The organism is Devosia beringensis, assembly GCF_014926585.1.
GTDB lineage: Bacteria > Pseudomonadota > Alphaproteobacteria > Rhizobiales > Devosiaceae > Devosia > Devosia beringensis.
Window position 1 is genome coordinate 3,522,714 of record NZ_CP045422.1, and the last position, 12,836, is coordinate 3,535,549.

Annotated in this window: 22 protein-coding genes; 20 read left to right on the forward strand and 2 right to left on the reverse strand. The window is 60.6% G+C overall.

The annotated features are described in order from the left end of the window. Positions 1-5 precede the first annotated feature (5 nt). From rplP to GDR53_RS17210, 20 genes are all read left to right on the forward strand, one after another. Positions 6-419 (forward strand): 50S ribosomal protein L16, encoded by a 414-nt coding sequence (gene rplP / locus GDR53_RS17115; RefSeq protein ID WP_193335637.1) that lies wholly within the window; start codon positions 6-8, stop codon positions 417-419. A gap of 11 nt (positions 420-430) precedes the next feature. Further along, on the forward strand, positions 431-625 hold the full coding sequence (rpmC, locus tag GDR53_RS17120) for a 50S ribosomal protein L29 (protein WP_108459098.1): 195 nt from the start codon (positions 431-433) through the stop codon (positions 623-625). A gap of 12 nt (positions 626-637) precedes the next feature. Then, positions 638-895 (forward strand): 30S ribosomal protein S17, encoded by a 258-nt coding sequence (gene rpsQ, locus GDR53_RS17125; protein ID WP_193335638.1) that lies wholly within the window; start codon positions 638-640, stop codon positions 893-895. Beyond that, entirely contained in the window at positions 892-1,260 is a 369-nt protein-coding gene (rplN, locus tag GDR53_RS17130) for a 50S ribosomal protein L14 (RefSeq protein WP_046138380.1), read from the forward strand. The genes rpsQ and rplN overlap by 4 nt, the downstream gene beginning before the upstream one ends. Beyond that, complete coding sequence (gene rplX / locus GDR53_RS17135; protein ID WP_193335639.1) at positions 1,260-1,571, forward strand: 50S ribosomal protein L24; 312 nt, start codon at positions 1,260-1,262, stop codon at positions 1,569-1,571. The genes rplN and rplX overlap by 1 nt, the downstream gene beginning before the upstream one ends. Next, positions 1,564-2,121, forward strand: a complete 558-nt coding sequence (gene rplE / locus GDR53_RS17140) for a 50S ribosomal protein L5 (RefSeq protein ID WP_193335640.1) — start codon at positions 1,564-1,566, stop codon at positions 2,119-2,121. Before rplX ends, rplE begins: the two co-directional genes overlap by 8 nt. A 30-nt stretch (positions 2,122-2,151) precedes the next feature. After that, the gene (gene rpsN / locus GDR53_RS17145; protein ID WP_193335641.1) at positions 2,152-2,457 is read left to right on the forward strand and encodes a 30S ribosomal protein S14; all 306 of its coding nucleotides are present in this window, start codon (positions 2,152-2,154) and stop codon (positions 2,455-2,457) included. Between the two features lie 12 nt (positions 2,458-2,469). Next, positions 2,470-2,868 carry a 30S ribosomal protein S8 gene (gene rpsH / locus GDR53_RS17150; protein ID WP_193335642.1) on the forward strand — a complete coding sequence of 133 codons (399 nt, stop codon included), beginning with the start codon at positions 2,470-2,472 and terminating at the stop codon, positions 2,866-2,868. A gap of 39 nt (positions 2,869-2,907) precedes the next feature. Then, a complete protein-coding gene (gene rplF, locus GDR53_RS17155; RefSeq protein WP_193335643.1) occupies positions 2,908-3,441 on the forward strand; it encodes a 50S ribosomal protein L6 in 534 nt (177 codons plus the stop codon). 12 nt (positions 3,442-3,453) lie between these two features. Beyond that, entirely contained in the window at positions 3,454-3,816 is a 363-nt protein-coding gene (gene rplR, locus GDR53_RS17160) for a 50S ribosomal protein L18 (protein ID WP_193335644.1), read from the forward strand. Between the two features lie 22 nt (positions 3,817-3,838). After that, positions 3,839-4,369, forward strand: coding sequence for a 30S ribosomal protein S5 (rpsE, locus tag GDR53_RS17165; protein WP_193335645.1), 531 nt, complete (start codon positions 3,839-3,841; stop codon positions 4,367-4,369). Positions 4,370-4,381: 12 nt separating this feature from the next. Continuing rightward, positions 4,382-4,570, forward strand: coding sequence for a 50S ribosomal protein L30 (gene rpmD / locus GDR53_RS17170; protein WP_193335646.1), 189 nt, complete (start codon positions 4,382-4,384; stop codon positions 4,568-4,570). A 17-nt stretch (positions 4,571-4,587) separates the two neighbouring features. Beyond that, on the forward strand, positions 4,588-5,088 hold the full coding sequence (gene rplO, locus GDR53_RS17175; protein ID WP_193335647.1) for a 50S ribosomal protein L15: 501 nt from the start codon (positions 4,588-4,590) through the stop codon (positions 5,086-5,088). Positions 5,089-5,219: 131 nt separating this feature from the next. Continuing rightward, the gene (secY, locus tag GDR53_RS17180; RefSeq protein ID WP_193335648.1) at positions 5,220-6,557 is read left to right on the forward strand and encodes a preprotein translocase subunit SecY; all 1,338 of its coding nucleotides are present in this window, start codon (positions 5,220-5,222) and stop codon (positions 6,555-6,557) included. Further along, positions 6,554-7,123, forward strand: coding sequence for an adenylate kinase (locus GDR53_RS17185; RefSeq protein WP_193335649.1), 570 nt, complete (start codon positions 6,554-6,556; stop codon positions 7,121-7,123). Before secY ends, GDR53_RS17185 begins: the two co-directional genes overlap by 4 nt. Before the next feature lie 175 nt (positions 7,124-7,298). Then, the gene (gene rpsM / locus GDR53_RS17190) at positions 7,299-7,667 is read left to right on the forward strand and encodes a 30S ribosomal protein S13 (protein ID WP_193335650.1); all 369 of its coding nucleotides are present in this window, start codon (positions 7,299-7,301) and stop codon (positions 7,665-7,667) included. 85 nt (positions 7,668-7,752) lie between these two features. After that, positions 7,753-8,145, forward strand: a complete 393-nt coding sequence (gene rpsK, locus GDR53_RS17195; RefSeq protein WP_035102656.1) for a 30S ribosomal protein S11 — start codon at positions 7,753-7,755, stop codon at positions 8,143-8,145. A 100-nt stretch (positions 8,146-8,245) separates the two neighbouring features. Continuing rightward, positions 8,246-9,271: a DNA-directed RNA polymerase subunit alpha gene (locus tag GDR53_RS17200; protein ID WP_232846842.1), complete on the forward strand. Its 1,026-nt coding sequence runs from the start codon at positions 8,246-8,248 to the stop codon at positions 9,269-9,271. A gap of 32 nt (positions 9,272-9,303) precedes the next feature. Continuing rightward, positions 9,304-9,729, forward strand: a complete 426-nt coding sequence (gene rplQ / locus GDR53_RS17205) for a 50S ribosomal protein L17 (RefSeq protein WP_193335652.1) — start codon at positions 9,304-9,306, stop codon at positions 9,727-9,729. Between the two features lie 77 nt (positions 9,730-9,806). Continuing rightward, entirely contained in the window at positions 9,807-10,850 is a 1,044-nt protein-coding gene (locus GDR53_RS17210; protein WP_193335653.1) for an NAD-dependent epimerase/dehydratase family protein, read from the forward strand. On the opposite strand, the gene GDR53_RS17215 is transcribed toward GDR53_RS17210, so the two are convergent. Together GDR53_RS17215 and GDR53_RS17220 are read right to left on the reverse strand one after the other, a co-directional pair. Next, positions 10,847-11,395: a P-loop NTPase family protein gene (locus GDR53_RS17215; RefSeq protein ID WP_193335654.1), complete on the reverse strand. Its 549-nt coding sequence runs from the start codon at positions 11,393-11,395 to the stop codon at positions 10,847-10,849. The genes GDR53_RS17210 and GDR53_RS17215 overlap by 4 nt on opposite strands. 101 nt (positions 11,396-11,496) lie before the next feature. Further along, a complete protein-coding gene (locus GDR53_RS17220; RefSeq protein ID WP_193335655.1) occupies positions 11,497-12,678 on the reverse strand; it encodes a type III PLP-dependent enzyme domain-containing protein in 1,182 nt (393 codons plus the stop codon). Between the last annotated feature and the right edge of the window lie 158 nt (positions 12,679-12,836).

Genomic DNA, 12,836 nt, shown 5'->3' on the forward strand with positions numbered 1-12,836 from the left:
TCATTATGCTGCAACCTAAGAAGACGAAGTTCCGCAAGACCCACAAGGGTCGTATCCATGGCGTTGCCAAGGGCGGTACCGACCTGGCATTTGGCCAGTATGCCTTGAAGGCGACCGAGCCTGAGCGCGTTACCGCTCGCCAGATCGAAGCGGCTCGCCGCGCGATCACCCGCGAGATGAAGCGCCAGGGCAGGGTGTGGATCCGGATTTTCCCGGACGTGCCCGTCACCAAGAAGCCGACCGAAGTTCGTATGGGTAAGGGCAAGGGTTCTGTTGAATTCTGGGCCGCTCGCGTCAAGCCCGGTCGTATTGTATTCGAGATCGACGGCGTCCCCGAGGACGTCGCCAAGGAAGCTCTGCGCCTCGGCGCGATGAAGCTCCCGATCATGACGCGGGTCGTTACCCGCATTGCTGATTAAGGACGATGAGCATGAAAGCCAGTGATGTGCGGAGCAAGACCGCAGACGAACTGAAAGACCAGCTCGTCGGCCTGAAGAAAGAACAGTTCAACCTGCGTTTCCAGCGTGCTACCCAGCAGCTGGAAAAGCCGACCGAGGTCAAGAAGGTCCGCCGCGATATCGCGCGGATCAAGACGATCCTGGCCGAAAAGAACGCAGCGAAGTAAGGAGCCGCGACCATGCCAAAGCGCGTATTGCAGGGGACAGTTGTCTCCGACGCCAATGATAAGACGGTCGTGGTGCGCGTCGAGCGCCGTTTCACGCATCCGGTTATGAAGAAGACCGTGCGTCGGTCCAAGAAGTATCAGGCCCATGACGAGGCCAATCTGGCCAAGATCGGCCAGATCGTTCAGATCGAGGAATGTGCGCCGATTTCCAAGAACAAGCGCTGGACGCTTGTTGTTGGTTCGGTTCAGCAGGAAGGCGTGACGCCATGATCCAGATGCAGTCCAATCTCGACGTCGCCGACAATTCCGGCGCCAAGCGAGTCATGTGCATCAAGGTGCTTGGCGGTTCGCACCGCAAGTATGCTTCCGTTGGCGACATCATCGTCGTCTCGGTCAAGGATGCCATTCCGCGCGGTCGTGTGAAGAAGGGCCAGGTCATGAAGGCCGTGGTCGTTCGCACCGCGTTCGACATTCGCCGTCCCGATGGCACCGTGATCCGTTTCGACAAGAACGCCGCGGTTCTGATCAACAATCAGAAAGAGCCGATCGGCACTCGTATCTTCGGGCCGGTTCCGCGCGAGCTTCGCGCCAAGAACCACATGAAGATCATTTCGCTCGCACCTGAGGTGCTGTAATGGCTGCCAAGATCAAGAAGGGCGACAAGGTCGTCGTCCTGACTGGCAAGGACAAAGGCAAAACTGGCCAGGTCCTGTCGGTTATCCCGACCGAAACGAAGGCACTGGTCCAGGGTATTAACCTGGTCAAGCGCCACACCAAGCAGACCGCGTCGACCGATGCCGGCATCTTCACCAAGGAAGCGCCGATCCATCTGTCGAACCTCGCGATCGCCGACAAGGATGGCAAGCCCAGCCGCGTCGGTTTCCAGATCAAGGACGGCGTGAAGACGCGCGTCGCAAAATCGACCGGAGATTCGATCGATGGCTGAGACCGCTTATACGCCGCGCCTGCGGACCGAATATGACACCACGATCAAGGCCGCTCTGCTCGAGCAGTTCGGCTACAAGAACGTGATGCAATTGCCACGCCTGGACAAGATCGTTCTGAATATGGGTGTCGGCGAAGCCGTCAACGATACCAAGAAGGTCAAGTCGGCTGCTGCCGAGATGGAACGGATTTCTGGCCAAAAGCCGGTTATCACTTACGCTCGCAAGTCGATCGCCGGCTTCAAGGTTCGTGAAGAAATGCCGCTGGGCGTGAAGGTCACGCTGCGCAAGACTCGTATGTATGAGTTTCTTGATCGCCTGGTGAACATTGCACTGCCACGCGTACGTGACTTCCGCGGGCTGAACCCCAATTCGTTTGATGGCAATGGCAACTACGCACTGGGCATCAAAGAGCACATCATCTTCCCCGAAATCAACTATGATCAGATCGATCAGGTTTGGGGTATGGACATCGTGGTTGCCACGACGGCCAAGACCGATGACGAAGCGCGTGCGCTGCTCAAGGCATTCAACTTCCCATTCCGCACGTAAGCGGATAGGGAAGGGAAAAAGGATCAGGATATGGCAAAGACCAGCTCCATCGAAAAGAACGACAAGCGTCGTGCCCTCGTCAAGCAGTATGCTGCAAAGCGTGCTGCCCTGAAGGCTGCGACCAAGGATCAGACGATCGCACCGGATCAGCGTTTTGCGGCCCAGCTCAAGCTGGCCGAACTGCCGCGCAATTCGGCCAAGGTCCGCATCCGCAACCGTTGTGAAGTCTCGGGTCGTCCCCGCGGTTTCTATCGCAAACTCAAGCTGAGCCGTATTGCTCTGCGTCAGCTTGGCAACCTGGGTCTGATCCCGGGCCTCGTCAAGTCGAGCTGGTAAGGAGAACCGAAGATGAGCTTTTCCGATCCAATCGGCGACATGCTGACCCGTATCCGCAACGCCCAGATGCGTCGCAAGAATTCCGTTTCGACACCGGCATCGACCCTTCGCGGTCGCGTGCTGGATGTGCTCCAGTCCGAGGGTTTTATCCGCGGCTATTCGGAGACCAAGTTCGAGAACGGTGCAGCCGAATACGAAATCGAGCTGAAGTACTCGGATAACGAGTCCGTTATCCGCACGATCGAACGCGTTTCGCGTCCTGGCCGTCGCGTCTATGCGTCGGTCAAGAATATTCCGCAGGTTGCCAATGGTCTTGGTGTCTCGATCCTCTCCACCCCCAAGGGTGTGATGGCCGACCACGAAGCCAAGGCTGCCAATGTTGGTGGCGAGGTACTCTGCCGCGTCTTCTAAGAGACGCGGTAAGACGATTACTCAAAGGTAGAAGTTAGAATGTCACGTACTGGCAAACAACCGGTTGCACCGGTAAGCGGCGTTACGGTTACGATCGATGGTCGTACCGTCAGCGTCAAGGGTCCGAAGGGCGAGATGAGCATTGTGCTCATGGATGTCGTGAATGCCGAGAATGGCGCCGATGGCGTCGTGATTACTCCGGCCAATGACACGCGCTTCGCGCGCGCCGCCTGGGGCACTACCCGTGCACTGATCCAGAACATGGTCACCGGTGTTTCTGCCGGCTTCGAGAAGAAGCTGGCGATCCAGGGCGTGGGTTATCGCGCCGCACTGCAGGGCAAGGATGTGAAGCTGTCGCTTGGTTTCAGCCACGAAGTGATCTACGAAGCCCCCAAGGGAATCACGCTGGCTGTCCCGGTGCCGACGGAAATCGTCATCACCGGCATCGACAAGCAGGCTGTGGGCCAGGCGGCGGCTGAGATCCGCGCATGGCGCAAGCCAGAGCCCTACAAGGGCAAGGGCGTTCGCTATGCTGGCGAGTTCGTCTTCCGCAAAGAAGGCAAGAAGAAGTAAGGAGCGCCTGCAATGGCTATCAGTGCAAAAGGTGCGGACCGCCGCAAGGCTCGTGTCCGCAAGGCGCTCAAGGCTCGTGCCTTCGGTCGTCCCCGTCTCAGCGTTTTCCGCTCGGACAAGAATATCTACGCCCAGATCATCGACGATACGACAGGCCGTACGCTGGCTGCCGCATCGACGCTCGACAAGGACGTCAAGGCTTCGGTCAAGAACGGCGCTACCGCCGCTGCAGCTGCAACGATCGGCAAGCTGATCGCCGAGCGCGGTACCAAGGCCGGCATTGCCGACGTGATCTTTGATCGCGGCGCCTATATCTATCATGGCCGTGTGAAGGCCCTTGCAGACGCTGCCCGTGAGGGCGGCCTGCAGTTCTAGAACACGGCGAGGAAAGAGAATTATGAGAGACGTTCAAGAACGCGACAGCGAATTCGTCGATCGCCTGGTCCACATCAACCGTGTGGCTAAAGTGGTCAAGGGCGGCCGTCGTTTCGGCTTCGCAGCGCTCGTGGTGGTCGGTGACCAGAAGGGCCGCGTTGGCTTTGGTCACGGCAAGGCCCGCGAAGTGCCGGAAGCCATCCGCAAGGCAACCGAAGCTGCAAAGCGCACGATGATCCGCGTGCCGCTGCGCGATGCGCGTACGCTGCACCACGACGTGCAGGGTCGCCACGGCGCCGGCAAGGTCATCCTGCGTGCTGCCGAGCCCGGTACCGGCATCATTGCCGGCGGTCCGATGCGCGCTGTGTTCGAAACGCTTGGCATCAACGATATCGTTGCCAAGTCGCAGGGCACTGCCAATCCGTACAACATGGTGCGGGCTACCTTCGATGCGCTCAAGCGCGTCGACAGCCCACGCTCGGTTGCTTCCCGCCGTGGCCTCAAGGTTTCGGAACTGCAGGCTCGCCGCGGCGAGACCGCGGTCGAAGCTTGATAGGAGAATATCATGGCTGAGAAGAAGACCCTTATCGTCAAGCAGATCGGCTCCCCGATCCGTCGTGACAAAGTGCAGCGTGCGACCTTGATCGGTCTCGGGCTCAACAAGATGAACAAGCAGCGCGAGCTGCTCGACACGCCTGAAGTGCGCGGCATGATCAACAAGCTGCCGCACCTCGTCCGCGTCGTCGGCGAGTAAGAGAGAAGGTCTGACTGATGACCCAACTGAACGAACTGCGCGATAATCCCGGCGCCAACAAGCCCCGGATGCGTATTGGTCGCGGTATCGGCTCTGGCAAGGGCAAGACCGGCGGTCGTGGCGGCAAGGGCCAGACGGCGCGCTCCGGCGTTGCCATCAACGGCTTTGAAGGCGGCCAGATGCCCCTTCACATGCGTATGCCAAAGCGTGGCTTCAACTCTTTCAATCCTAAGGATTGGAATGAAGTCCGCATTGACCGCGTGCAGGCCTATATCGACTCCGGCAAGCTCGACATCACTGCGGTGATCGACGCTGACGCACTGATCGCTGCCCGCGTGATCCGGCGCGCCAAGGATGGCATCCGTCTCATCGGTTCGGCCGGCCTGACCTCCAAGAAGGTTACCTTCAAGGTGAACTACGCGACCAAGGGTGCTCTGGCTGCTGTTGAAGCTGCTGGCGGCAAGGTCGACGTAATTCCGGCCAAGGCGCCTTGGAAGAAGACTCCATACGCCGGTTAATCATCGGCATGGCGCACCCGGTCGAGCGGTCGGGTGCGCCTTTTTTTGGTTTGTTGCGTTAGGGACGGGCCTTGGTCTCGCTCCCAAAGCGTTCCGAGCGCACCTGGCCTTGAAGCCATAGGGAGCGATACATGGCGTCCGCAGCCGAACAGCTGGCACGTAATCTCAATTTCTCGACCTTTGCCAAGGCGAAAGCCCTGCAGCAGCGCATCTGGTTCACACTGGGGGCGCTGCTTGTCTATCGGCTGGGTACTTTCATTCCGCTGCCGGGCATTGATCCGGATGCTTTCGCCGCGACGTTCGCGCAGTCAGAGCAGGGCATCCTCGGCATGTTCAACATGTTCGCCGGTGGTGCCGTGGAGCGTATGGCGATCTTTGCGCTGAACCTTATTCCCTATATTACCGCGTCCATCGTGGTGCAGGTTGTGGCGACGGCGTCGCCGCGCCTCGAGGCCCTCAAGAAAGAGGGTGAATCGGGTCGTCGCAAGATGAACCAGTACACCCGCTACCTGGCCGTCGTGTTCTGCGCCGTGCAGGCCTATGGCGTTGCCGTCGGGCTTGAGGCCAGCCAGGGCGTCGTGCTCAATCCAGGCTGGTTCTTCCGCGTCTCGACCGTCATCACCCTGGTGGGTGGCACGATGTTCCTGATGTGGCTGGGCGAGCAGATTACCTCGCGCGGTGTCGGCAACGGCATTTCGCTGATCATCTTTGCCGGTATCGTGGCCAATCTGCCGCTGACCGTGGTGCAGACGCTCGAGCTGAGCCGGACCGGGGCTCTGCCCGGGATTGCCGCGTTCGGCATCCTGCTGCTGGCGCTCGTGGTGATTGCCGCCATCGTGTTCTTTGAACGTGCCCAGCGCCGGCTGCTGATCCAGTATCCAAAGCGCCAGGTCGGCAACAAGATGTTCCAGGGTGATACCTCTCATCTGCCGCTCAAGCTGAACACCGCCGGTGTTATCCCGGTGATTTTCGGCTCGTCGCTGCTGCTGCTGCCGGCGACCATTGCGTCGTTCGCGGCCCAGGGTGATGCCCCGCAGTGGCTGCAGGTGGTCACAGCCCTGCTGGGACGCGGTCAGCCGCTCTACCTGGCGCTGTTTGCCTTCTTCATCATCTTCTTCGCCTTCTTCTATACGGCGATCGTGTTCAATCCGACCGAGACGGCGGACAATCTCAAGCGCTCCGGCGGCTTCATCCCGGGCATCCGTCCGGGTGAGCGGACCGCCCAGCATATCGACTATGTGCTGACGCGCATTACTGTCGTGGGTGCGCTATACCTCACGGTGGTGGCATTGATCCCCGAGATCGTGCACAACCAGCTGGCAGTCAGCCAGTTTATCGGTGGCACGTCGCTGCTGATCATGGTGACGGTGACCCTCGATACGGTCAGCCAGATCCAGAGCCATCTGATCGCCCAGCAATATGAGGGGCTGGTCAAGAAGTCCCGTCTTGGAGGAGGCAAGCGTCGATGAGGTTGATTCTGCTTGGACCACCAGGCGCAGGGAAGGGGACGCAGGCCAAGATTCTGGTCGACGCCTACGGCATCCCCCAGCTGTCCACTGGTGACATCCTTCGCTCGGCTATTGCGGCCAAGACCCCCCTGGGGATCGAGGCCAAGGCGATCGTGGATCGTGGCGATCTGGTAAGCGATGCCATCGTCAACGGCATCGTGTCAGAGCGTCTTGACGCCGACGATTGCAAGCCGGGGTTCATCCTCGACGGCTTCCCGCGCACCATCGCGCAGGCGGAAGCCCTCGACAGGATGCTGCTCGACAAGGGCGCAAAGCTCGATGCGGTCATCGAGATCAAGGCCGATGCTGACGAACTGGTGCGCCGTGTTATACAGCGGGCCAAGGAATCAGGCGGAGCCAGGACTGACGACAACGAAGACGTGCTGCGCAAGCGGCTCGGTGTCTATCAGGACCAGACGGCGCCACTGGTTGCCTACTATTCCGACAAGGGTCTGATCAGGACCGTTGACGGCATGGCGCCGGTCGATGAAGTCACGGCCGCGATCAAGGCGTCGATTGATCACTAAAGTTTGGGCTTGACTTGGCGGTTGACTCCGCGGAATCGAGCCCTTAAAGAACCGCTTCAGTCTCATGGATTATTGGGCTGGATTCGGTTCTCCAGAATGTTGGGGGTCGGATTCCGGTCCCTTGTTGTTTAATGGCGCCAGCCGTGATGGTTCGCGCTGAATAAGGAGAGCAGACGTGGCTCGTATCGCTGGCGTCAATATCCCGACGAACAAGCGCGTTGTCATCGCGTTGCAGTATATCCATGGGATCGGCGAAAAGTTCGCCCTGGATATCTGCACCAAGGTTGGCATTCCGGTTGAGCGTCGTGTGAACGAACTTACCGACGCGGAAGTCATCCAGATCCGTGAAGCCATCGACCGCGACTATGTCGTGGAAGGTGATCTTCGTCGCAACGTTGCGATGAACATTAAGCGCCTGATGGATCTCGGCAACTATCGTGGCCTGCGCCACCGTCGCGGTCTTCCCGTGCGCGGTCAGCGGACCCACACCAATGCCCGCACCCGCAAGGGTCCGGCCAAGGCAATCGCCGGCAAGAAGAAGTAAGAACCCGTTCGATCGGGTTCTTCGATGTAGCTGCCGGGGCCATCTAGGGCTAACGGCAGCGCTGATATCGGATTAGAGGAATTACATGGCTAAGACTGAGACCACGCGCGTCAAGCGCAAGGAACGCAAGAACATCACCTCGGGCGTTGCCCACGTGAACGCTTCGTTCAACAACACCATGATCACCATCGCTGACATGCAGGGCAACACGATTTCGTGGTCCTCTTCGGGCGTCATGGGTTTCAAGGGTTCGCGCAAGTCGACCCCTTATGCAGCCCAGGTTGCCGCTGAAGACGCTGCCAAGAAGGCCCAGGAACACGGCATGAAGACCCTTGAGGTCGAAGTGCGTGGTCCCGGTTCAGGCCGTGAATCGGCGCTCCGCGCGCTGCAGGCTGCCGGCTTCAACGTCACCTCGATCCGTGACGTCACCTCGATCCCGCACAATGGCTGCCGCCCGCGCAAGCGGCGCCGCGTCTAATCTAGACCGTTTAGAGAGCTCCCGGCCGATTGAATGGGCCGGGAGTCTTATTGCGTTTGCGGCGGAGCGGCTCGGGCTGGAGCCGCGATTTTGAAAGGACATAACCGTGACGATCCAGAGGAACTGGCAAGAACTGATCAAGCCGACCAAGCTGGAGATTGTTTCGGGCAGCGACAACGCGCGCGTGGCCTCGGTAGTTGCCGAGCCGCTTGAGCGCGGTTACGGGCTTACCCTGGGTAACGCTCTTCGTCGTGTGCTGCTGTCGTCGCTTCAGGGCGCGGCAGTTACCGCAATCCAGATTGACGGCATCCTGCATGAATTCTCCTCGCTTCCGGGCGTGCGTGAAGACATTACCGACCTTGTGCTCAATGTGAAGGAAATCGCATTGAACATGGGCGGCGAGGGCCCAAAGCGCCTCGCTCTGTCCAAGCAGGGTCCGGGTGCCGTGACCGCCGGCGACATCAAGGTCACCGGCGACATTGAAGTGCTGAACCCCGAGCTGGTCATCTGCCATCTCGATGACGGCGCCGAAATCAATATCGAGTTTACCGTCGACACCGGCAAGGGTTATGTTGCCGCTGAAAAGAACCGTCCCGAAGATGCACCGATCGGCTATATTCCGGTCGATGCGCTGTTCTCGCCGGTTCGTCGCGTGAGCTACAAGGTCGATGCTACCCGTGCCGGCGAAAGCCTGGACAAGGACAAGCTGACCCTGCAGATCGAGACCAATGGCGCCGTGTCGCCGGAAGATGCACTGGCCTATGCCGCGCGCATCCTCCAGGACCAGCTGTCGGTATTCGTGAACTTCGAAGAGCCCAGCAAGGAAAAGGCCCAGGATTCGGTTCCTGAACTGGCTTTCAACCCGGCGCTGCTCAAGAAGGTCGACGAGCTCGAACTGTCGGTTCGTTCGGCCAATTGCCTGAAGAACGACAACATCGTCTATATCGGCGACCTGATCCAGAAGACAGAAGCCGAGATGCTGCGGACGCCCAATTTCGGCCGCAAGTCGCTCAACGAAATCAAGGAAGTCCTGGCACAGATGGGGCTTCATCTCGGAATGGACGTTGCCAACTGGCCACCCGAGAATATCGATGACCTCGCCAAGCGTTATGAAGATCATTATTGATCGCGCGCTGCCAAGCACTTTAGGAGACAACCATGCGCCACGGTAATTCAGGTCGCAAACTCAACCGGACTGCCAGCCACCGCAAGGCAATGTTCGCCAATATGTCGGCCGCGCTGATCAAGCACGAGCAGATCCTGACAACGCTTCCCAAGGCCAAGGACCTGCGTCCGATCGTCGAGAAGCTGATCACCCTGGGCAAGCGCGGCGATCTGCACGCGCGTCGCCAGGCCATCGCGCAGATGCGCGACGAGGGTCAGGTTGCCAAGCTCTTTGCCGTGCTTGGCCCGCGCTACAAGGAACGCCAGGGCGGCTATATCCGCATCATGAAGGCTGGCTTCCGCTACGGCGACAATGCCCCGCTGGCGATCATCGAGTTCGTCGATCGCGACGTCAATGCCAAGGGCCTCGACAGCGGCCCTGTGCAGGTCCGTGAGGACGACGAGTACGAAGCCGCATAAGCTTCTGTCTCGCATAGACTTTTCAAGGCGGCTGCGGTTCACTCCGTGGCCGTCTTTTGTTTGCATGGAGGCCTGACATGCGGACCGGCCAGATTTTGGTGACGGGTGCGAGCGGATTTGTCGGCAAGTGGACCGTGGTCGAACTGCTGCGCGCCGGCTTCACGGTGCGTGCCGCCATCCGCTCCGAGGACAAGGCCGAGGCAGTGCGCCAGGCGGTGACGGCCCAGTTGGGCGAGGACGTGCTGTACCGGCTCAGCTTCGTCAAACTCAACCTGCTGCTGGACAATGGCTGGCTGCGGGCGATGCTGCGCATCGACGCCATCATCCATGCCGCCGGCGTTGTCCTGGCGGGCGAGCCGGACAATCCCCAACGCATCATCGGGCCGGCCGTGGAGGGCACCGAGCGGGTACTCCGCTTTGCCACGCTGGCCGGGGTCAAGCGGATCGTCATGACGTCCTCGGTGGCCGCTGTAGCCTATGGCCATGGGCCGCTGGTGGGCGTGCGCGATTTTACTGCGGATGATTATACCAATCTGGATGCGATGCGGCGGCCGGGGGCGGCTGTCGTGGCGGCGACCAGGGCGGAGCGGGGTGCCTGGGCTTATGCCCGCCAGGAGGGGGTGGAGCTGACGACGGTCCATCCCGGACTTATCCTCGGGCTGGCGCTTGATGGCGATGTCAGTGCGTCGCTGCAGCTGATTGGCTGGCTGCTGGATGGGTCGCGCCCCAGGCTGCCCGGCAATGGCGTCTCGGTGGTCGATGTGCGCGATGTGGCTGCCCTGCTGGTGGCGGCTCTGCACAAGGAGGACAGCATCGGCCAGCGCTATCTGGCGGCGTCGGACTATGTCAGCTTCAGCCACATGGCCTTCATTCTGGCCGCAGCCTTTCCAGAGTGGCCCGTCAGCATGGATATCCTGCCCGATTGGCGCATCCGTCTGTCGGCGGCCTTTGGGGGGCCGCTGGGTGGCTATGTGCATGAGCTGGGCCACGAAAAGCACTATGACCGCGTCAAGGCCGAGGCCTTGCTGGGCGGCCGCCTGATCTCCAGCCGGGAGGCCATTGTCGCTGCGGCCGAGAGCCTGATCCGCTTCGGCAGGGTGACCCTGGCGGGAGCCGTCTAGCCGGGCTGGCCGGGACGCGGCAGCGACCAGGCCCGGTAGAGCTGGTCCAGTTCGCCCATCGAGCGGCAGCTGACTACGGGAAGGCCGCTGCTGGCCGCCATGCGCCGGTATTTGCTGGCGTCGCGCGTCTTCCAGATCCAGGCGATCATCGCCCATTTGACACTGTCCCGCCCTCCGTCCAGGCCGCCAACCCGGTTCGGCTGGAACAAGGTGCGGCGGAAGTAGCGGGCATAACGCCTGACAAAGTGGTCATCGATGACGATGACCCCGGTGGCACGGGCAAAGCGCTGCGGCATGATGGCAGAGTAATTGCCGTCCATTACCCATTCTTCCTGCAGAATGGCGGCATCATGCAGGGCATGGAATTCGGCGATATCGCGCGGCTGCCAGTCAGTGCCGGGCAGGTGGCTGAACTGGTCGAGATGGATGGGTGGGAGACCCAGCCTGACGCCGATGGCTTCGGCGAGCGTGGACTTGCCGGCATTGCTGGGGCCGGTGACCATGATACGGCGGCCGAGATCGGCCAAAGGCGGGATGGGGTGCATTTTCAGTTCCGATATGGGGGTGGATCGGGGTGGAAAAGGCCAGAGGGTAGAGACGAAAATCCCCGCCGAAGCGGGGATCAAGGCGTGTGGGATGAGCCGGATTATTCTGGCTGCTGGTCTTTGCCGGTATAGGCTTCCTCGACATAGAACTGGTCGCGGCGGTCAAAGCCGTTGAAGGGGGTCAACGAGGCCTGGGTATAGGCGCCCATCAGGCCGAACTCGATCCAGTCGTCCTCGTCAATATCGGCCGGCAGGGTGAAGACCTGGGGCAGCACGTCATAGCTGTCGCAGGTCGGGCCCCAGATGGTGAAGTCAGAGAATTCCTGATCATTGTCATGCACGCGGGCGCCGCGCCAGACGCGGACCGGCGGGGTGAAGTGCATGAACTTGACTTCCATCAGGCTGCCATAGGCGCCGTCATTGACATAGACCGACTGGCCGCCGCGCTGATGCTTGACGCGCAGCAGCAGCGAAGTGGACGAGGTCACCAGGGCGCGGCCGGGCTCGATGATCAGCTCGGGCTTGCGCTTGTCGCCGAAATGGTCGTTGACGGCGGTGCCGATGGTCTCGAAATAGTAGTCCATCGGCGGGGCTTCGCTGGTCGGGTAGGGGGCCGGATAGCCGCCGCCGATATTGAGGCGCTTGAGCTCGATGCCGGATTCCTCGACGATGCGGGCGGCCGCGGCGATGTGGCGCTCATAGGCGTAGGCGTCTTCGCACTGGCTGCCGACATGGAAGCAGAGGCTGGGCGTGTAGCCCATCTGCTCGACCATGGTGACGATCTCGGCGGCACCCTGTTCCATGACGCCGAACTTGATGCCGAAGTCATAGGACTTGAGGGCCTTGCCGGCCTTGAAGCGGGTGGTTACTTCCACGTCGCGCGAGGGCGAGACCACGGCAGCGAGCTGATCGAGCTGCTGGGGGTGATCGATGGTGAAGGAGCGGACGCCGAACTCTTCATAGGCGCGGGCGATCTCGCGCTTGTTCTTGATGGGGTTGTTGTAGTGCATCGCCGCGCCCGGTGCATTGTCACGCACCAGTTCCATCTCGGTATTGGAGGCCACGTCGAAGGCCTTCAAACCTTCGCGATGCAGCTGGGCGATGATGTGCGGGGAGGGGTTGCACTTCACCGCATAGGTCAGCAATCCGTCAAAGCCCTTGCGAAAGACCTTTGTCGCCTTGTGCAGCTCACGTTCAGAGAACAGGAAAGCCGGAAAATCGGGGGCTTCGGCCGCGATCAGGGCGGAGGTGTTCGGGTAAACGTGGTTCGGCTCGGTGGTCATGGACGACTGGCCTTTCAGGGCTGGGGAATGCGAGAAAATGAGCGCTGCATATAGGGCCGCATGCCCCCTCGCGCAAACGATTATTTGGGCGGCAAATGCGTCACTGGCGTGACGTCATTTTCGTGCCCGATTTCAGGCGCTTGCGTGGCGCCCAGACC